Annotated in this window: 17 protein-coding genes; 11 read left to right on the forward strand and 6 right to left on the reverse strand. The window is 67.0% G+C overall.

Features of this window, described 5'->3' with window-relative positions; all coding sequences use genetic code 11:
* The first annotated feature begins 9 nt into the window (after positions 1-9).
* The 11 genes from SPHME3_RS0107565 to SPHME3_RS0107620 all read left to right on the forward strand — a co-directional run bounded on the left by SPHME3_RS0107565 (position 10) and on the right by SPHME3_RS0107620 (position 12692).
* Positions 10-264, forward strand: a complete 255-nt coding sequence (locus SPHME3_RS0107565; protein ID WP_017979773.1) for a hypothetical protein — start codon at positions 10-12, stop codon at positions 262-264.
* Between the two features lie 306 nt (positions 265-570).
* The gene (locus SPHME3_RS0107575) at positions 571-3060 is read left to right on the forward strand and encodes a sulfite reductase flavoprotein subunit alpha (protein WP_017979771.1); all 2490 of its coding nucleotides are present in this window, start codon (positions 571-573) and stop codon (positions 3058-3060) included.
* 240 nt (positions 3061-3300) lie between these two features.
* Positions 3301-3615 (forward strand): STAS domain-containing protein, encoded by a 315-nt coding sequence (locus SPHME3_RS0107580; protein WP_226341841.1) that lies wholly within the window; start codon positions 3301-3303, stop codon positions 3613-3615.
* A complete protein-coding gene (locus SPHME3_RS0107585; RefSeq protein WP_017979769.1) occupies positions 3612-3980 on the forward strand; it encodes a response regulator in 369 nt (122 codons plus the stop codon). The genes SPHME3_RS0107580 and SPHME3_RS0107585 overlap by 4 nt, the downstream gene beginning before the upstream one ends.
* The gene (locus SPHME3_RS0107590; protein ID WP_017979768.1) at positions 3977-5992 is read left to right on the forward strand and encodes a chemotaxis protein CheA; all 2016 of its coding nucleotides are present in this window, start codon (positions 3977-3979) and stop codon (positions 5990-5992) included. Before SPHME3_RS0107585 ends, SPHME3_RS0107590 begins: the two co-directional genes overlap by 4 nt.
* Complete coding sequence (locus SPHME3_RS0107595; protein WP_018250659.1) at positions 5979-6500, forward strand: chemotaxis protein CheW; 522 nt, start codon at positions 5979-5981, stop codon at positions 6498-6500. Before SPHME3_RS0107590 ends, SPHME3_RS0107595 begins: the two co-directional genes overlap by 14 nt.
* A gap of 41 nt (positions 6501-6541) precedes the next feature.
* The gene (locus tag SPHME3_RS0107600; RefSeq protein ID WP_017979766.1) at positions 6542-8338 is read left to right on the forward strand and encodes a methyl-accepting chemotaxis protein; all 1797 of its coding nucleotides are present in this window, start codon (positions 6542-6544) and stop codon (positions 8336-8338) included.
* 88 nt (positions 8339-8426) lie between these two features.
* Positions 8427-8906, forward strand: a complete 480-nt coding sequence (locus tag SPHME3_RS0107605; protein ID WP_024310384.1) for a chemotaxis protein CheW — start codon at positions 8427-8429, stop codon at positions 8904-8906.
* 108 nt (positions 8907-9014) lie between these two features.
* Positions 9015-9869, forward strand: coding sequence for a CheR family methyltransferase (locus SPHME3_RS0107610; RefSeq protein ID WP_017979764.1), 855 nt, complete (start codon positions 9015-9017; stop codon positions 9867-9869).
* 1 nt (position 9870) lies between these two features.
* The gene (locus SPHME3_RS0107615; RefSeq protein WP_017979763.1) at positions 9871-10944 is read left to right on the forward strand and encodes a protein-glutamate methylesterase/protein-glutamine glutaminase; all 1074 of its coding nucleotides are present in this window, start codon (positions 9871-9873) and stop codon (positions 10942-10944) included.
* Between the two features lie 44 nt (positions 10945-10988).
* Positions 10989-12692 carry a hypothetical protein gene (locus SPHME3_RS0107620; protein ID WP_018250660.1) on the forward strand — a complete coding sequence of 568 codons (1704 nt, stop codon included), beginning with the start codon at positions 10989-10991 and terminating at the stop codon, positions 12690-12692.
* A gap of 72 nt (positions 12693-12764) precedes the next feature.
* Here SPHME3_RS0107620 and SPHME3_RS0107625 read toward each other — a convergent pair whose 3' ends face one another.
* The 6 genes from SPHME3_RS0107625 to SPHME3_RS0107650 form a co-directional block, all read right to left on the reverse strand.
* The gene (locus SPHME3_RS0107625; protein WP_017979761.1) at positions 12765-13829 is read right to left on the reverse strand and encodes a DUF2332 domain-containing protein; all 1065 of its coding nucleotides are present in this window, start codon (positions 13827-13829) and stop codon (positions 12765-12767) included.
* Between the two features lie 26 nt (positions 13830-13855).
* On the reverse strand, positions 13856-15670 hold the full coding sequence (locus SPHME3_RS0107630; protein WP_017979760.1) for a methyl-accepting chemotaxis protein: 1815 nt from the start codon (positions 15668-15670) through the stop codon (positions 13856-13858).
* Between the two features lie 34 nt (positions 15671-15704).
* Entirely contained in the window at positions 15705-18455 is a 2751-nt protein-coding gene (locus tag SPHME3_RS0107635) for a TonB-dependent receptor (RefSeq protein ID WP_017979759.1), read from the reverse strand.
* A gap of 111 nt (positions 18456-18566) precedes the next feature.
* Positions 18567-19016 carry a peptide-methionine (R)-S-oxide reductase MsrB gene (msrB, locus tag SPHME3_RS0107640; protein ID WP_017979758.1) on the reverse strand — a complete coding sequence of 150 codons (450 nt, stop codon included), beginning with the start codon at positions 19014-19016 and terminating at the stop codon, positions 18567-18569.
* 10 nt (positions 19017-19026) lie between these two features.
* A complete protein-coding gene (locus tag SPHME3_RS0107645) occupies positions 19027-19794 on the reverse strand; it encodes an SDR family NAD(P)-dependent oxidoreductase (RefSeq protein ID WP_017979757.1) in 768 nt (255 codons plus the stop codon).
* The gene (locus SPHME3_RS0107650; protein WP_017979756.1) at positions 19791-20360 is read right to left on the reverse strand and encodes a type 1 glutamine amidotransferase domain-containing protein; all 570 of its coding nucleotides are present in this window, start codon (positions 20358-20360) and stop codon (positions 19791-19793) included. Before SPHME3_RS0107650 ends, SPHME3_RS0107645 begins: the two co-directional genes overlap by 4 nt.
* Between the last annotated feature and the right edge of the window lie 21 nt (positions 20361-20381).

Raw genomic sequence — 20381 nt, forward strand, 5'->3', positions numbered from 1 at the left:
CCACGCGCCATGGCGAAGCGCAAGCGGCTGCTGACCGCCACTCTGTCAGATGGCTATGTGAAGACGATCGGGCCGACAGCCGCGCCCTTCACCCATTATTGGCGGATCGTCGCGGTGACCGAGGCGGGCGGCACCGAAGTGTTCTGGGGCCATAGCAATTCGCTGCGCGAGGCGAACGGCAAGCGCGCCGCCACGGCCGACGCCGCCCGGCAGCGCGGCTGGACCCGCTACGATTTCGAGGTCGTCGAGCTCGTCGAAAGCTGAGCGTCGCGGATCGAGAATGCGTCCCCCGCCAAGCGTCAGCGTCGGCGCCGGAGGGAGCGTGGAGACTGCCATCGCTTGGGAAGACCGCGATCTGCCAATCGAGCACGCGGTCGTCGTCGATGTCGATCGACTGGGTGGCGATGTTCACCCGCAATGCCGATATCTTGCGCCCGCGCGGCCATTTCGAGCGCCTGCGCTTGAGCCCTCACCGGCACGGTCGCGCAACACCGCTCCGTCATTGACCCATAATACGGCGCCCGCTAACGCAACTAAATCGCAATAACAACAGCGGAACGAAAGAGCCGGATGACGCGCAGGATCCTGTTTCAGATCCACTGGTTCCTGGGGATCACTGCGGGCCTGGTGCTGGCGGTCATGGGCGTGACCGGCGCGATGATCAGCTTTTCGCCGGAGATCATCGCGGCGATCAATCCCGGCATCGTCACCGTCACGCCGCAGCCCGGACCGCATCTGTCCGGGCCCGATCTTGTCGCCCGGTTCCAGGCGCAACGGCCCGATGCCCGGATCGGCCGGCTGGTGGTCGAACGCGATCCCACCCGCGCCACGATGGCGAGCTATACGACGGGAGCGTCAAAGACACGTCACGTCACCTATCTCGATCCCGTGACGGGTCGGGCGCTGGGCACGCCGCGTGGCGAAGCCGTTCTCGACACGGTGGAAAATCTGCACCGGTGGCTCGCGCTGCCCGGCGGGGGCAAGGGGATCGGGCGGCAGATCACGGGCTTTTCGGCGCTGGCGCTGATCTTCTTCGCGCTGTCCGGCCTGTATCTGCGCTGGCCGCGCCGCCCGCTCGATTGGCGCAACTGGTTCGTGCTCGACCTGCGGCGCACCGGGCGCAACCTGTACCGTGCGCTGCATGCCGTGGTCGGCGGATGGGTGGTGCTGTTCTACCTGATCAGCGCCAGCACGGGCTTGTGGTGGTCGTACGACTGGTATCGCACCGGTGTGCGGCATCTGCTCGTCGCCGAACAGCCCACAGGCAAAGCGGGCGCCGCTGGAGAGCGCAAGGGTAAGGGCAAGGCCGATGCGCCCGTCGACTGGCGCGCCGCCTGGACGGCGTTCGACCGCGCCACGGCGGGCCGATCCTATGCGGCGGTGACGGCGACCGCGCGCGAGGGCAAGATCGAATTCCGCGCGAAGCTGCCCGATGCGCGGCACGATCGCGTGTCGGATGAGGTGACGATCGACGCGCGTACGAACAGGGTGACTACCTACACCCCCTATGCGCAGCGCAGCTGGGGGCAGGACATCGTCTTCGGCATCTACGAAATCCATCGCGGCGCGTATTTCGGTCTGGTCGGCCGGCTGGCGATGACGCTCGCCAGTCTGACGATGCCGCTGTTCACGATCACCGGCTTCCTGCTGTATCTGGCGCGGCGCCGTCGCAAGGCCGCGCTCGCCGAAGTGATGGCGGACGATTCGCCCACGATCGTGCCGGACGATGCCCGGACGCTGGTTGCTTATGCGTCGCAGACCGGCACGGCCGAACGGATCGCGCGCCTGACCGCGCAGGCCTTGCCCGATGCGGTTGCCATGCCGCTGTCGGCATTGGACGAGGCGGCGCTGGCCCGCGCCTCGCGCCTCTTCGTGGTCGTCAGCACCTATGGCGAGGGCGAGCCCCCCGACACGGCACGCGCCTTTGCCCGGCGCCTCACGCAAGCGTCCGGCGACCTGTCGCACCTCAATTATGCGGTGCTGGCGCTCGGCGATCGCGAATATCCCGATTTCTGCGCCTTCGGTCATCGAATCGATCGCTGGCTGCACGCGGGCGGTGCGACGCGGCTGTTCGATTGTATCGAGATGGACGGTGATGCGGCCGACGCGCAACGCCAGTGGCAGCAGCAGCTCAGCGCGCTCGGCGCGCGCACCGATCAGCCTGACTGGGCACCGGCACCGATGGGCGACTGGCGGCTGATGGAGCGGCGCCTGCTCAATCCAGGCAGCAGCGGCGGCGCGACATGGCATGTCGCCCTCGAACCCATGGACGCGCCGGCCGACTGGGCGGCGGGCGATATCGTGGAAATCCTGCCGCAGCACGACCCGCGGCGGGTCGAGGCCGTTCTGCAGCGCGTGGGCTGGAACGATACGCCCGAGCTGCGCGCATGGCTCGCGACCCGGATCCTGCCGGATGTCGATGCAGGCGTCCTCGATCCCGAATCGCTGCCGCCGCTGGCGCATCGCGACTATTCGATCGCCTCGATCGCGCCGTCGGGCCGCGTCGAGCTGATCGTGCGGCACTGTCTTGCCGCAGACGGACTGCCGGGGCTGGGATCGGGCTGGCTGACGCAGGGCTCGCCGATCGGGGGCGTCGTACGCGCGCGCGTCCGCAGCAACCCGGCGTTTCATGCGCCGCAGGCGGATGCGACGCCGCTGATCCTGATCGGGAACGGCACGGGCCTTGCCGGATTGCTCGCGCACGCACGCCACCGGCATGTGACCGGCGGCGGTCCGGTGTGGCTGTTTTGGGGCGAGCGCCACCCGGCGCAGGACGATTATCATGCCGCGGAGCGTGCTGCACTGCGCGACAGCAATACGCTGACGGCGGAGCATGTCGCATGGTCCCGCCTGGGCAGCGGCCCCCGCTACGTTCAGGATGCGCTGACGGCACAGGCCGGGATCATCGCGCAGGCAGTGGCGGACGGCGCGGCGATCTACGTCTGCGGCAGCCTTCAGGGCATGGCGAGCGACGTCCATAACGCGTTGGCGTCGATACTGGGCGAAACGTGCCTGGAGATGTTGCTCGAAACAGGCCGGTATCGGCGGGACATCTATTGATCCGTATCAACCCGTTATACTGACTAAATAAAATCCAGCCCGATCTATGGGTTGAAAACCTCATTTGGCGCTCTGTTTATTGAGGTATGACAGCGAGCATTACCTTAAACCACCATTTTGAGTAGAAAAGCCTTTGCGGCTCGAATTTTTTACTTCGTCGAATTGCCGCCGGCCAGTCAGTCTTAAATGGACATTAACCGTTAAGTCCTAATTGGCCTAATCAGCCAAGGGGGCACCGACATGACTAGCATCCCAACTGCGCCATCGTCGCTGACGATGGCGTCGATACACGACTTCGCCCTGACGATCGGGCAGTGCCAGCAGGGAGGCGAAGGCCCGCTGACGCTCGACCTGTCGCAGGTCGCAGCACCCGATCTCAGCCTTTTGCAGCTCGTCGAAAGCGCCCGTGCGCAGGCGCGCGTCGGTGGCGGCAGCGTCCGCCTGTCGGCGCCGGCTGCCGGTCCGCTCGCGGCGTTGCTGGGCCGCGCCGGCTTCACCGACGCGATGACGCCCGACGACCTCGATTTCTGGTTCCACGGAGACCTGCCACAATGAGCGCTTCCATTCTTGCCGTCGATGATTCCGCCAGCCTGCGCATGGCGATCCGCATCGCACTGACCGGCGCGGGCTATACCGTCACCGAAGCGTCCGATGGCGTCGATGGCCTGACGAAGGCCAATGCGACCCGCTTCGACATGATCGTCACCGATCTCAACATGCCCAACATGGATGGGCTGACGATGATCAAGGAAATCCGCAAGAACCCGTCGCAGGCGGGTGTGCCGATCATCTTCCTGACCACCGAATCCGATCCCGAAATGAAGAACCAGGCCAAGGCGGCCGGCGCCACCGGATGGCTGGTCAAGCCGTTCGTGCCCGACCAGCTGGTGAAGGTCGCCCGCAAGGTGCTGGGGCAGTGAGCGCCGACGATCCGATCGCCGCCTTCCGCGTGGAGGCGGGCGAGCTGCTCGACCAAGTCGAACAGGGGCTGCTCGATCTCACTCACCGGCTCGGCGACATGGACCTCGTCAATGCGGTGTTCCGCGGTCTGCACACGCTGAAGGGCTCGGGCGCGATGTTCGGCTTCGACGCGCTCGCCGGCTTCACCCACCATTGCGAAACCGCCTTCGACCGCGTCCGCAAGGGGCAGGTACCTGCAACGCCCGCGCTGGTCGGCGTGATCCTGTCCGCACAGGACCATATGCGCGGGCTGGTGGAGGGCAATGCCTCCGAAAGCGAAGGCGCCGCGATCCTCGCGTCGCTGCAAGAGGCGGTGGACGCCGCCTCCGGCGGTGCCGCGGCCCCGGCAAAGGATGCCGCCCCGGCGGCGCCTGCTTCGGCAACCACCGCCGTCGCACAGGCCGCCGGCTGGAACATCCGCTTCCGCCTGCCGCCCGATTCGATGGCGAATGGCACCAACCCGCTGATGCTGCTCGACGAATTGCGCGAGCTGGGCAGCTGCACCGTCGTCGCGCTGACCGATCAGGTGCCGCCGCTGCCCGACCTCAATCCGACGCACTGCCACATCGGCTGGGACGTCACGCTGATGGGCGACGTCAGCCGCGATGCGATCGACGATGTCTTCATCTTCGTGATGGACGACATGGAGCTGACGGTCACGCCGATCGCCGATGCGGCCGAGCCGGCTGCGGTGGAAGAGGCTGCCCCGACAGCGGTCGTGGAGGCGGCAGTGGCGCCGTCCGCTGCGCCGCCCGCCGCCGCCAACGATGCCGCCGCCGCGCGCACCCCGGTGAAGGCCGACGAAAGCGTCCGCGTTCCCGCCGCACGGCTGGATTCGCTGATGGATCGCGTCGGCGAGCTGGTCATCGCGCAAAGCCGCCTGTCGCAGCTTGCGCATCATGGCCACGACCTCGTGCTCCGCTCCGTCTCCGAAGAGATCGAACGGCTCGCCGGCGAACTCCGCGACACGATGATGGTGCTGCGCATGGTGCCGGTCGCCAGCCTGTTCGGCCGCTTCCGCCGCCTGATCCACGATCTGGCACGCGACACGGGCAAGAACATCGTTTTGGTCACTGAGGGCGAGGCGACCGAGGTCGACAAGACCGTCATCGAGCGCCTGTTCGATCCGATGGTCCATTTGGTCCGCAACAGCTGCGACCATGGCCTGGAAAACGCCGAACAGCGCGTCGCCGCAGGCAAGCCGGAGGCGGGCACCGTGCGCCTCGGCGCGCATCAGAGCGGCGGCGAGGTGGTGATCACCATTCGCGACGACGGCCGCGGCATCGATCGCGCCCGCGTCCGGGCCAAGGCGGAGGCGAACGGCCTGATCCAGCCCGATCAGGTGCTGTCCGATCAGGAGCTGCTGCAGCTGATCTTCGCGCCCGGCTTCTCGACCGCGGCGCAGATCACCAACCTGTCGGGCCGCGGCGTCGGCATGGACGTGGTGAAGCGCACGATCGAGGGGCTGCGCGGCACGATCGACATCCAGTCGGTCGACGGGCAGGGATCGACGATCTCCCTCCGCATCCCGCTGACGCTCGCCATCATCGACGGCCTGCTCGTCCGCGTCGGCGCCAGCCGCTACGTCATTCCGCTGACCGCGGTCGAGGAATGCCTGGAGCTGAGCCTCGAGGACGATATGCGCCATCGCGGCCGCAGCCTCATCACGCTGCGCGAAAAGCTGGTGCCGTTCCTGCGCCTGCGCGAACTGTTCGCCAGCGGTACGAAGCCCGATCCCTATCAGAAGATCGTCGTGGTCGCGACGGGGCAGGGTCGCGTCGGGCTGGTCGTCGACCAGATCATCGGCAATCACCAGACCGTCATCAAGCCCATGTCGCCGCTGCATCGCGGCGTATCCACCTTCGCCGGCGCGACGATCCTCGGAGATGGCGAGGTCGCACTGATCCTCGACATCGCCCAGCTCGTCGCCGCGGGCCAACCCCAAGAGGAGAGCCTGCGTGCAGCCGGATGAATCGCGCCGATCCACGGCCATACCATGGACCGATGACGGCCAGCTCGAAGTGCTGGTGTTCGATCTCGGCGGCCAGAGCTTCGCGCTCGAGGCGGTGCTGGTCCGCGAGATCCTGGACATGATGCCCGAAACCATGGTGCCGGGGGCGCCACCGCTGGTCGCACATGTCCTCAACTTCCGTGGGCGGATCATTCCGCTCGCCGACCTGCGTCTCGCCTTCGGCATGCCTGTCACCGGCGCGACGCTCGACAGCCGCATCGTCGTGATCGAACTCGATCTCGATGGGGAGGCGACGTTGATCGGCCTGCGCACCGACAAGGTGCACGAGGTCGCGACGTTCCATGCGAATACCAGCGAGGATGCACCCGTCGTGGGGCTGCGCTGGCGCCGGGATCTGGTGCGCGCACTGATCCGGCACGAGGGCGACGACATCGTCGTGCTGCCCGATCTCGAAGCGATTTTCCTGAACCTCGCGCACGGCGACGCCGCGGCGCGCTCCATCCACTGATTTCAACGGGGGGGACCCAACACATGCGTGCTACGATTAAAATGAAACTGGGGGCAACATTCGGTGTCCTCATCTTGGCCCTGATCGCCGTCGTGACCGTTGGCGTTACGCGGATGGCCAGCCTCAATGAGGGTATCTCCGAGGTCATTTCCGGCCCGGCCCATCGTCTGAGCGTCGCCCAGCAGATCGCGACCGAAGTCAATTTCGTCTTGCGTTACGAAAAGAACCTCGCGCTGACCAACGACGAGGCGCTGATGCGGACGTTCGACAACCAGATCACCGAACATCGCAAGAAGATCGACGGTCTCGTGGTCGAAGGCGTCTCGACGGCCAGCGAACAGGGTAAGCCGTCGTGGCTCAAGGTCCAAAGCCAGTGGGAAGCGTTCAAGCCGGTCAATGATCGCGTGCGCGCACTAGGCTTGGCCAACAAGAACGTCGAAGCCGCCAATCTGTCGATCACGCAATCGCGCAAGGTGGCGGGCGAGCTCACCGCGACGATCGACCAACTCGTGTCGATCCAGCAGGATCAGATGCAGCAGGCGGATAAAGACACCAACGCGCTCTACACGGAATCGCGGACGATGCTGATCATCGTCGCGGCGATCGCCACGCTCATCGCTGTGGCAGGTGCCATCTGGATTTCGTTGCTCGTGTCGAACGGCCTGAAGCGGATCGGCGTCGCGCTGGACGCGGTGGCGATCGGCGACCTCGACCAGGAGGTCAAGGTCAACAGCAACGACGAGATCAAGGATCTGGTCAACACCGTCAACGGCATGACCGCCAACCTGCGCAAGAGCGCGGGGCTGGCGACCGAGATCGCCGGCGGCAACCTCACCGTCAACCACCAGCCGCTGTCGGACAAGGACGGCCTGGGTCTGGCGCTGGTGTCGATGATCGAGCGTCTGCGCAACGTCGTGGGCGATGCTTCGGCGGCGGCGGATAACGTCGCGGCGGGCAGCCAGCAGCTGTCGGCGTCGTCGGAGCAGGTCTCGCAGGGCGCGACCGAGCAGGCCGCAGCGGCCGAGGAAGCCTCGGCGTCGATGGAGCAGATGGCGGCCAACATCAAGCAGAACGCCGACAATGCGGCGCAGACCGAAAAGATCGCGCGCCAGTCGTCGAAGGACGCCGAAGCGAGCGGCGTGGCGGTCGACCGTGCGGTGGGAGCGATGCGCACGATCGCCGACAAGATCGGCATCGTGCAGGAAATCGCCCGCCAGACCGACCTGCTCGCGCTGAACGCGGCGGTCGAGGCGGCCCGCGCCGGCGAACATGGCAAGGGCTTTGCGGTGGTCGCATCGGAAGTGCGCAAGCTCGCCGAGCGTAGCCAGACCGCGGCGGCCGAAATCAGCTCGGTCTCGACCGAGACGGTGAAGGCCGCGGCCGATGCGGGCGAGATGCTGGGCAAGCTGGTCCCGGATATCCGCCGCACCGCGGAACTGGTGTCCGAAATCAGTGCGGCGTGCCGTGAGCAGGATATCGGTGCCAGCCAGATCAACCAGGCGATCCAGCAGCTCGACCAGGTGACGCAGCAGAATGCCGGCGCCTCCGAGCAGATCTCGTCCACCTCGGAAGAGCTGGCGGCCCAGGCCGAGGAACTGCAGCAGAGCATCGCCTTCTTCCGGGTCGAAGATCGCGCCTCGCCGATCGCCCGCGCCGCCACCGCGCAGCGCAAGGCCGCCCCGGCCCGCAAGGCGGCGCCCGCCAAGAAGGCTGCGCCGGCCCCGCGCCCGAAGGCCAACTCGGTCGCCGACCAGCAGGCCCGCGCCCGCGGCTTCGCCCTCGACCTGACCCAGGGCGGCCCGGACAGCGAGGACGCCGACTTCGGTCAGGCTGCCTGATCCACGCATCGGGGGCGGGCCGGCGCCCGCCCCCAACCTTTTTGTATCAAGACGCTCGGCCGCACGCGGCCGACTTCGGAGACGCGGCATGAGTGAGCATGCGACAGTACAGGCCGTCACCTTCGGCCTTGGAGATGAGGTGTTCGCGGTATCGGTGACGCTGGTCCGCGAAATCCTCGATTATGCCCCCGCCTTTCGGGTCCCCAACGGACCCGGCTGGCTGCTCGGGCTGACCGACGTGCGCGGGCAGGGGGTGCCGACGGTCGATCTGCGCGTGCGCCTGGGCCTCACGCCTGCGGAACCGACGCTGTCGACGCGAGTGCTGATCGTCGACGTGCCGCTCGCCGACCGCACCGTGTCGCTGGGCCTGGTGGTCGATCGCGTGCTCGCGGTCACCACCTTCGCCGCAGAACGGCTGGAATCGGCGCCCGACATCGGCATGCGCTGGCGCTCGGACTATATCGAGGGCGTCGTGCGCGAACCCGAGGGCTTCGTCGTCGTCATCAACGTCGCCGAAATCTTCTCCCGCGACGACATCGACGCCACCGCGCTCGCCGCCGCGGCCTGACCCGGCGTCGGTCTTTCTAAGAGGAGCCGCAGTCGCTGCGGCTCCCACCCCCCTTTCTCTCACTGACGACGGCCCGGACCCCCGGTTCCCGTTGATGGAACGACCATCATGGCTGCTGTCGCCAAAGCGCTTGCCCCGTCCGATCTCGATCACCTCAGCGCCGACCGGTTCACCCGTCTCGCCGCGCTGATCTATGATGAAACGGGCATCAAAATGCCCCGGACCAAAGCGACGATGCTGGAGGGGCGGCTGCGGCGCCGCGTCCGCGACACGGGGACCGCGTCGCTCAACGCCTATTGCGACCTGCTGCTCGCCGATCCGACCGCCAATGGCGAGATCGATCATCTGATCAATGCGGTGACGACCAACAAGACCGACTTCTTCCGCGAACCCGGTCATTTCGACTTTCTGGCGGGCACGGTGCTGCCGACCATGCTCGCACAGGGCCGGCGCCGGATCCGCACGTGGAGCGCGGCCTGTTCGACGGGGGCGGAGCCCTATACGATGGCGATGGTGCTGGATCGCTTCGCCGAAGCGAACCGCATGGAATATGGCATCCTCGCCACCGATATCGATACCGAGGTGCTGGAGACCGCGCGGCGCGGCATCTATCCCGCCGAGCAGGTCGATCCGGTGCCGTCGGTGATGCGTCAGCGCTACGTCGCCGCCTCGACCGACCGGCGGGCGGCCAAGGTGCGGATCGCGCCCGAACTGCGGTCCGCGATCGGCTTTGCGCGGCTGAACCTGATGGACACGCATTATCCCGTCGGCGAGCCGATGGACATCATCTTCTGCCGCAACGTGCTCATCTACTTCGACAAGCCGACGCAGGAGGCGGTGGTCCGACGATTGTGCGACTGCCTGCGCCCCGGCGGCTATCTGTTCCTGGGTCATTCGGAATCGATCGCGGGCATGGATCTGCCCGTGAAGACCGTGTCCTACACCGTATTCGAGCGCTGCTGATATGAAACCCGTCCGCGTCCTCATCATCGACGACAGCGCCAGCGTCCGCCAGGCCATGACCGCGATCCTCGGCGAGGATCCCGACATTCAGGTAATCGCCGCCGCCGCCGATCCCTTCGCCGCCGCCCGCTACATCCAGGAAGAGGTGCCCGACGTCATCACGCTGGACGTCGAAATGCCGCGGATGGATGGCGTCACCTTCCTGCGCAAGCTGATGAGCCAGCGCCCGATCCCGGTCGTCATGTGCTCCTCGCTGGTCGAGGAGGGGTCGGAAACGCTGCTGCAAGCCCTGGAAGCCGGGGCGGTCGACGTCATCCTCAAGCCGCGCATGGGCGTCGCCGAGCATCTCACCGAAGCCAAGCTGATGATCCGCGAGACAGTGAAGGGCGCGGCCAAGGCACGGCTCGGCGCGCGGCGCCAGGCGCGGGCAGCGTCGCCGGCGCAGAAGCTGACCGCCGATGCGGTACTGCCGCCTCCCACCGGTCGCGCGATGAGCCGGACGACGGAGATGGTCGTGTGCATCGGCGCGTCGACGGGGGGCACCGAGGCGCTGCGCGAGGTGCTGGAGGCGTTGCCGGCCAATTCGCCCGGCATCGTCATCGTCCAGCACATGCCCGAAAGCTTCACCCGCGCCTTCGCCAAGCGGCTCAACGGCCTGTGCCAGGTCGACGTCAAGGAGGCGGAGGATGGCGACACGGTGATGCGCGGCCACGTGCTGATCGCGCCGGGCGGGCTGCGCCATACGCTGCTCGAACGGCAGGGCGCGCGCTATGTCGTCTCGGTCAAGGAAGGGCCCTTGGTGTCGCGCCATCGCCCGTCCGTCGACGTGCTGTTCCGCTCGGCGGCGCGCAATGCCGGGTCCAATGCGGTCGGCATCATCATGACCGGCATGGGCGACGACGGCGCGCGCGGTTTGCTGGAAATGAAGCAGGCAGGAGCGCGAACTTTCGCCCAGGACGAAGCAACCTCCGTCGTGTTTGGCATGCCCAAGGAAGCCATCGCCCGCAACGCCGCCGACAAGGTCATACCATTGGGCAATATCGCCCGCGAACTGCTCCAGGCGACGGCGCGATGAGCGCGCCTGTCCCGCATTTTCTTCTCGCCCGCAAAGGATAGGCCATGCTGCACACCTCCATCACGGCCGATCACGCCTTGGACCAGAGTGTCGGCGATCTGCAACGGACGCTGGCGCTGATGGCGGCGGGTATGGATGCGCATTTCGTACGCGCTGGGACCACGCTCGCAGGAGCCATAGAAACGATCGATCGGATCATCTCCGCGATCGACGGCGTCACCGGCGCACTCGACGAAAGCGTCGCGGGGATCGCAGTGACTAATCTGAAAGGGGTCGCGGCCGATCTCGCCAACCTGCCCGTGGTGCAGCAGGAGCGCGACACCGACATGGTGCGGGTGAGCGGCGCGGCGCGGATGTTGCGCGATCACATCATGGAGATGCGCCAAGCGTTGCGCGTGCTCCATATCTACGGGCTGAATATCAAGATCGCGGCGTCGGGCGAGCCCGCCTTCGTCGGCTTCGTCGACAGTATGGGGCATCGGCTGGCGGCGGGCGAGGAGCATCTGGAAGGCTTCCTCGCCAAGCTGAAGGACCTGAAGGACAGCGTCGGCGCGGTGCAGCAGGCCGGGCGCCTCGTCACCAAGGAGGCGCGACAGGTCGTTCCCGCAGTACCAGAAAACCTGGTGCGTCACGCCATCGCGCTGCACGCGCATCTGGGCACGACCGCCACGATGGCGCAGCAGGTGGCGTCGATCGCCCGCACGGTGCAGGGGCGCGTCGCGACGATGCTGGGCGCGTTGCAGGTCGGCGACAGCACGCGCCAGCGCCTGGAGCATGTCGTGTCCGCGTTGCAGATGCTGGAGGTCACAGGCCCCTCCATCGATCCCATGGTGCGCATGGAGGTTTGCGCGGTCATCCATCCGATGCTCGCGGCGCAGTTGGAGGCGAGCGCGGTCGATTTCGACCGCGACACGCGCCTGCTAGTCGATGCGCTGCGGGCGCTGAGCCCCGACACGACCGCGCTGCTGGGCCTGATCGACAACGACGCAGGCAGCAACGGCCGCCCCTTCCTCGCCGAGATCGACAAGGCGGTAGGCGAGGTCGCGTCGATCACCGCGCAGTTGCAGGATGCCGACCGGCGCTCGACCGCGATGCTGGGCATGATCGGCGAGACGGTGTCCGAACTGACCGGGCGGCTGGCGCTGTTGCAGCGCGTGCAGTTCGACGTGCAGGACATCGCCACCAATACGCGGCTGCTGTGCCGCCGGCACGGTGACCTCGGCAAGGCGGTATCGGTCGTCGCGGGCGAGGTGGACGTCCACGCCCAGTCGCTCGGCAAGGCGATGGGCGGAATCCGCCAGCCGCTCGACGAGCTGGCCGCGGTGAACGCGACGCTGGTCGAAAAGCGCGCGGCGGCGGACGATCGCGATCTGGGCAGCAAGCTGTCCGATGCGCTGGCGGTGATCCGCGAAGGGTGTCAGCGGACCGAGGGCGCGGTGCGCGTCGGCGGTGACGATGCGCGGCAGATCATCGAGATGCTGGCCTCGGTCGGCGATGAGATCGGCGCGGAAATGGCGCTGGGGGGCAAGATGCGCGACGCGGCGCTCGTGCTCGGCGTGATGCCCGCGATGAGCGATCCGTCGGAGGCGGCGACGGCGATCCTCGCCGACGTGCTGCCGCGCATCGCTGCGCTCTACACGATGGCACAGGAGCGCGAAGTCCATGCCGCCTATCTGCCCGCGCACCTCGCGCCCGCGCCGGCCGTGGCGGCCGTCGCCGAGGATGACGACGACGACGGGTTGTTCTGACGAAGAAAGCCCCGTGTCCGCGATGGCGGCACGGGGCATCCGTTACAGAGGCTGTATCTAAGAGAGGGGCCGTCAGGCCCCTGTGTCGTGCCAGTCGATCCACGCCCCATAAGCGTGGCAGGTGGCGAGATGACGGGTCACCCCGTCGGGCCAGGTCGTCAGGCACAGATGGACTGCGTCGCGCGCCTCGGTCCATTCGAACCCGATGCGGGCCAGCGGGCGATCGGCATTCGCCTGCGCGCCCGCCTCGGCAAAGGCCCGCTCCACGGCGGCATGGCCGCTGGCGTCCAGATATTGCAGCGCCATCGAATGAACGATCGTGCGGCAGACCCCTGCGGTCTGCGGTGCGGTGAGCATCGCCGGCAGCCACCGGGTGATGTCGCCCGTATCGACGACGGGCGGGTGTGCGCGTGCGATGCGCAGCGCCTGCGCCAGGCGTTCGGCGCGGTCGGCCTCGTCCGCCCAGATGAAGGCCATCAGCCGTTCGCAGGCGGCGGCGTCGGTCACGTCGAGGGGGCTGAGATCGACACCGCGCACGGACGCCACGGCGATGGGACGGATGACGGGCACGGCGCCGTGCCATGCAGGCGCGACGCGGACGGACGAGGCCGGATCCCCGGCGACATGGCCGCCCAGATCATAGGCATAGCGATCGAGATTGAGGTTCAGTCCGGCGCTGGCGCCGAGTTCGCGCAACTCGCACGGCATGTCGAACCGGCTGCGCAGCGTCATCAGCGCCGCCATGATCGCGGCGGTACGCCCGACTTCGTTGGTCTGCGGCGGCGTGCGCATCCATTCGGCGATATGCGCATCGGCAGCGTGCATCGCTGCGCCGATCACGGCATCGAAATCGCCGTCCAGCCGCCGGTACAGGTCGGTGAGGGCCGTGTCGTGGCCGGCCCGCGCCAGCGCATGCAGCGCGGCGTTGAACCGCATCGCCAGCGCGTCGGCGGCGACATCGCGCGGCCAGTCGGCGATCAAGGCCGCGGTGCGTGGCGCGCGGTACAGCTGACGCTCTCCCGCTGCGAGCACCGCGGCAACGAACGGCGATCCCATCTCGCGGACGGCCATCGCCTGCCGGGCGAGCGGCCCCGGATCGATGCCGCCGATCGTGTCGGGCAGGGGCGCCCCGCGCATGGGCCCGGGGCGCACGGCCATTGCGATCAAAACGCGTCCCAGTCGCCATTCGCGACGCGGCGCGGCGCAGGAATGGCGGTCGGACGCGGAGCCGCGGCCGCGGGACGGGATCGCGCCGGCCGGTAATCGGCAGGGGCAGAAGCGGGGGCAGGGGCCTGACCGTCGATTTCGAAGGTCGCGACCGATGCGGCGAGCTGCTGCGCTTCCGCCACCAGCTGGCGCGCCGCAGCGGAGGTCTGTTCGACCATCGCGGCGTTCTCCTGCGTCATCTGGTCCATCTCGCCGATCGCGACGTTGATCTGGCCCAGGCTCTTGGCCTGATGATCGGACGATTGCGCGATCGAGTCGATCGAACCGCTGACCGCACCGACGCTGTCGATGATCCGCGACAATGCCTGTCCGGTCTGGTCGACCAGATCGACGCCGGCGCGGATATGGGTGGAAGCGGACGTGACCTTCGTCTTCACCTCGGTCGCGGCATCCGCCGAGCGCTGGGCGAGCGCACGGACTTCGGATGCGACGACCGCGAAGCCCTTGCCGGCTTCACCCGCGCGCGCTGCCTCGACGCCGGCATTGAGCGCGAGCAGATTGGTCTGGAAGGCGATGCCGTCGATCAGGCTGATGATCGCCGCGATCTCGTTGCTGGCCTGTTCGATGCCCTGCATCGCGTCGATCGCCTGCCGCACGATCGTGCCACCGCGTTCGGCCTCCGTGCGGGCCTGCGCCATGGCGGAGCTGGCACCGATCGCCGCCCCCGCGCCCTCGCGGATCGACTTCGTCACCTCGTCGAGCGCCGCAGCCGATTCCTGCAAGGCGGCGGCTTCCTGTTCGGTTCGCTGCGCGAGGTCGAGCGCGGCCTGATTGATCTCGCCCGAATTGTGCTTGATCGACTGCACGCTGCCGCGCACCTCGCCCAGCACGCGCGACAGGCTGGCGGTGGCGGTGTTGAAATCGTCCGACAGTAGGCGGAATGCCTGCGGCACGTCGGCGATGCGTACCGTGAGGTCCGCGTCCGACAGGCGATGCAGGCCGCCGCCGATCGCGGTCATCGCCGCCTCGCGGTCGGCATCGTCGGCCACCTTGGCCGCGGCGGTGTCGCGGAACACGGCCACCGCGCGCGCCATGTCGCCCAGTTCGTCGGTGCGGTCCGCCTCGACCACGATGTCATGCCGTCCGCTGGCGAGTTGCGCCATCGCATCGGTCAGCAGCGTGATCGGCCGCGCGATCTGGCGGCTGAGCAGGACGGACAAGGTGATTGCCACACCGATCAGCGCGATGCCGCCGATGGCCAGCGCGATCAGTGCGGTCAGGATCGCCTTTTCCTGGCTGGCCGCGGCAGACTCGATGTCCTGCGTTTCCGCGGCGCGCAGATCGCGCAGGGGGAGGGCGATCTTGCTGACCAGCACCGCAGCGCCAGCGTCCCGCACCGCCTGCTGCGCTTCGTCGCGGCGCCCGGCCTTCACCCAGCCGATCAGCCGGTCGCCCCAGTTACGGCGCCATTTCAGCGTTTCGCGACGGGCCGTGTCGAGCTGGCGCAACTTGACCGGATCGGTCAGCAGCGTGTCCAGTTCTGCGGCGGTCCCGTCGAACTCCTTGCGCGCTTCCTCGTATGACTTGAGGTAGGTGACGTCGCCCGTCACCAGAAAGCCGCGGAACTGGCTGTTCTGGCGGAGGATCGCCGTCTCCAGCGTCAAGGCCTTGGCATAGATCGTCTGGGCGAAGTTGTTCCGATCCGTCGACTGCCTGATCAGCATGATCGTGCCGAAGAGCACCATCATCACGACCGCTGCGGTCGCGATGATGGTGAGGAACGACAGGCCCAGTTTGCGCGGTATCTTCATAATGTCCACGGGTCCCGGATCAGTGGAAGGGCGTTCAGAAGCGCGAGCGCAGCGTCACGCCATAGGTACGCGGTTCGGCGAGGTACGACGAGAAGATCGCATTGCCCGTCGCAAAGTCGGGCGAGCCGAAGGCGGCGACCTGCGACGCGCTGCCCGCACCCTGGAAGGGGGCGGCGAAGGCGACCTGCTGGTAATTGGTGTTGAGGACGTTCTGTCCCCAGAATTCCAACGCCCAGCGCTGGTCGCGGCCGCGGATGCCGATGCGCGCGTTGACCAGGAAGAAGCCGTCCTGGCGCTTTTCCAGGAACAGGTCGGAGCCGGTGTTATAATCGCTGGTCAGGCGGCTATCGACGTAGAACAGCGCGTGCATGCCATTGTCGCCGATCGGCGGCGTCCACGACGCCGAGCTGGTGACGGTGTGGCGCGGTGCGTTCGACATCTGCGCCCCCGGCAGTAGGAACAGCGCGGCGTTCAGCGCCTCGCCCGCATCGCTGCCGACCAGATTGTTGCGATATTGCGTGTGCGCATAGGTGTAGCCGAGGTTGAAGGTCAGATCCTCGGTCGGATAGGCGCCTGCCTCCAGTTCGAAGCCCTGCGTGATGACGCCCGAGCGCACCTTGCCCGTGCAGGCGCCGGTGGTCGAGGAATTGTCACGATCGGCACCGTTCAGGCCGGTGCTGCACGACCCGATATTCTGGACGATATAGTTGGTGCCGTTGAAGGTGTTCAGCTGGAAGTTCTTGAACGCCGAACGGAAGCCCGCGAGGTTCGCGGTGAATTTGGGCGTCGCATATTTGATGCCGATTTCGAACGCCTGCACCGTCTCGGGATCGAAGCGCAGGTTCGATGCGGCCGCCGCGGTCGGCGTGGCGAAGACGGTGGCCGACAGATCCGACTTGTCGAGGTTGAAGCCGCCCGCCTTGTAGCCGCGGGCGTAGGACGCGTACAGCAAGGTGCTGGGCGCGGGCTTCCACGATACGACACCGGTGCCGGTGAACTGACCCTCGGCGATCTTGTCCTTGATCGGCACGCCGGTCAGCGCCGACGTCGAATTGCCGGTGCAGGTGAGCGTGATGATGCCGCCGATCAGTGGCTTGAGCGCTGCGGGCACCGCCGCACTGGCGAGCAGGGGGCTGAGCGCGGCCTGCTGCGCCGGGCAGACGGTGTTGTTGTTGTTGAAGCTCGCATCCAGGCGCTTGTGCTCGTTGGTGTAGCGCAGGCCGCCGGTGATGCTGAGCGTGTCGGTGATCTTGAAGATGTTGTGCGTGAAGAAGGCGTAGTTGCTGCTCGTCTGGTGATACAGGTCGCGCACGCTGCCGACGTTGTTGACGGTGCTGAGGCGATCGATGCCGCTGATCACCGCCTGGCCGACCGCGGGGGTCAGCACGGCGCGGCCGGCAGCGCTCAGGCAGCCGCTCGCCGTCGGATCGCGCAGCGCGGCGGCCGGGTTCACCGTCGCGACGGCACGGCATGCGGCGAAGGCGCCATATTGCGAGCCGAAGCGCAGATTATCGACGACGTCGAGATCCTCGTGCGCGTAATAGCCGCCGACCAGCCAGTCGAGCCGGTTGTTGAACAGGCCGCCGCTGAGGCGGGTTTCCTGCGTGAACGTCTTGAACTGGCGATAGGCGTTGCCGTCGTTGGGGCGGTAGACGATGTCGACGTTGCCGTAGTCCATGTCGCCTGCGCCGCCGGCCTTGTACTCGCGATAGGCGCTGATCGAGATGAGCTGCACGTTGCCCAGCGTCCAGCCGATGCGCGCCGACACGCCGCCGTCGGTGGTGACGTTCGAATAGGCCTGGCCCTTGGTCTGGGCGATCTGGCGGTTGTAGGGATTGCCCATGCTGGGCAGCACGCCGCCCAGGCTCTGCAGTATCGAGACGATGCGGTTCTGCGAGGCGATCGAGAAGTCGCCCGGTACGCCCGGCGTCGGATCGAACTTTTCGCGCGTGTCGATATAGACGGCGCCGCAGCACTTTTCGTCGCGATGCGTGTAATCGCCGATCAGGCGGACCGAAAAGTCGGACGACGGCTTCCAGAACAGCTGACCGCGGACGAAATAGCGGTTGCGGTTGTTGAAGTCGGTGTTGTTGACGACATCGTGCAGGAAGCCGTCGCGCTTGCCGTAGACGCCGTCGATGCGGAAGGCGAGCTTGTCGGCGATGATCGGGCCGGTCAGCGCGCCGGCGAGGCGGACGGCATCGTAATTGCCGTAGCTCGCTTCGCCATAGCCGCCGAACTTGAATTCGGGATATTTGGTGTAGATGCTGATCGCACCCGCCGACGAGTTGCGGCCCGACAGCGTGCCCTGCGGCCCGCGCAGCACCTCGATGCGTTCGACTTCGCCTAGGTCGTTGAGGCCCGAGCCGGTGCGACTGCGATAGACGCCGTCGATGAACACCGCGACCGAGCTTTCGAGGCCGGGGTTGTCGCCGACGGTGCCGATGCCGCGCAGACGCGCGGTCGCATTGGCTTCCGATCCGGTGGACGACACGATCAGCGACGGCGCCAGCTGCGCCATCTGGCGGATATCGGTCGCGCCCGAATTCTGGAGCGCTGCGGTGCTGTAGGCACTGACGGCGATCGGCACGTTCGACAGGCGCTGCGAGCGGCGCGTGGCGGTCACAACGATATCGGCAGTATTTTTCGATTCGGCTTCGGCGCGGGCCTTTTCCGCTTCGGCCTGCTTCCCCGACGGTACAACGCCGCGCAGGCCCTGCGCGCCGGCTGGCGCGACCGCGCCCACGCACGACGCCGCCGCTGCCAGATATACCCACTTCCGCATCGATTATGCCCCTCTTTGATCCATTCCCTTGGCCAAGCCTTGGCCGGAAAGGGGATAAAGAGGCGTTAACCGTGCGGAATTTACCGCGTGATCTTCAGGACATGCGTCGGATCAGCCGACGTCTTCGACCTGATCCAGATAGGCGCCGTAGCCTTCCGCCTCCATCGCATCGCGGGGCACGAAGCGCAGCGAAGCGGAGTTGATGCAATAGCGCAGCCCGCCGCGATCGCGCGGACCGTCGGGGAAGACATGGCCCAGGTGGCTGTCGCCATGCTTCGAACGCACTTCGGTGCGCACCATGCCGTGGCTGCGATCGTGCAGTTCCTCGACATTGGCGGGCTCGATCGGCTTGGTGAAGCTCGGCCAACCACAATGCGATTCATATTTGTCGGTCGAGGCGAACAGCGGTTCGCCCGAGACGATATCGACGTAGATGCCCGCGGCCTTGTTGCCGAGATATTCGCCCGTACCGGGGCGTTCTGTCCCGCTTTCCTGCGTCACATAATATTGTTCGGGCGTCAGCTTCGCGATCGCTTCGTCGGTCTTGCGGTAATCGGCCATGGTCGGCTCCTCAGCTAAGCGGCGGCTGTCCGTTGGAGGCCGAGAGGCCACCGTCGACGGGCAGGTTCACACCGGTAATATAGTGCGCATCCTCGCTCGCCAAAAAGGCGATGGCCCCGGCGATGTCGGCAGGCTCCGCGCCGCGGCCGATCGGGATGCGCTCCTCGAATTTCGCGATGAGGTCGGGCTGGTCCTTCATGCCTTCGGTCAGCGCGGTATAGGTGAGCGACGGGTTGACCGCATTCACGCGCACGCCGGCCTTCGCTTCGTCCATCGCCAATGCACGGGTGAAGTTGGTGACCGCACCCTTGGCCGCGCAATAGAAGCTGTGGTTCCAGTCGCCGCCAAGACCCGACACCGAAGAGACGTTGACGATGCAGCCCTTGGCCGCGCGCAGATGCGCGATCGCGGCGCGGCTCATCTGGACGACGCCGTACAAGTCGGTTTCGATCACCTTGGAAAAGGCGCTGAAATCGCCTTCGTCGAGCTTGCCGAGATGATCGACACCGGCGTCGTTGACCAGCACGTCGATGCCGTCGAAGCGGCTGACGGCAAGGTCGACCAGCGCCTCGCAATCGGCCATGCGACTGACGTCCACCTCCAACGTCTCGACTGCATCGCCCAGCTCCGCGGCGAGGCGCTTGAGGCCCGCCGCGTCCTTGTCGCCTAGCACGAGGTGCGCACCTTCCGCCGCAAAGCGCCGCGCCGCGCCCTCACCGATGCCGGAGGCGGCACCGGTGATGACGACGACCTTGCCGGCGAACCGACTGCTGTTCACGCGCTCGCGGCCTGCTCGGCGTGGCGACCTTCGGCGACTTCCTCGATCAGCTTTGCGCAGAAGGCGGGGAGATCATCGGGGTTGCGGCTGGTGACGAGGCCCTTGTCGACGACGACCTCCTGATCGACCCAATTGCCGCCGGCGTTGCGGATGTCGGTCTGCAGGCTGGGGAAGGACGTGAGCGTGCGGCCCTTCACCACATCCGCCTCGACCAGGGTCCAGGGCGCGTGACAGATGGCGGCGACGGGCTTGCCGGCTTCGAAGAAGGCGTGGACGAAGGCGACGACCTCCTTCGAGGCGCGCAGCTTGTCGGCGCCGACGCTGCCGCCGGGGATGACGAGGCCGTCGAACTGATCCGCGGACACGTCGCCGATCGCCTTGTCGATCGCGAAGGTCTTGCCGGGGTCGAGGTCGTTGTTCACCGTCTGCGCCTCGCCCGTTTCCAGGCTGATGACGACGACCTTGCCGCCGGCCTGCTCAACGGCATCCTTGGGCTGCGCGAATTCGGGTTCCTCGGTGCCGCGGGGGGCGATGAGAATGGCGATCGTCTTGCCGTCGAGGGTCATGGAATGTCTCCGAAGGTCAGG

This window comes from Sphingomonas melonis DAPP-PG 224, assembly GCF_000379045.1.
In the GTDB taxonomy this organism is placed as follows: Bacteria; Pseudomonadota; Alphaproteobacteria; order Sphingomonadales; family Sphingomonadaceae; genus Sphingomonas; species Sphingomonas aquatilis.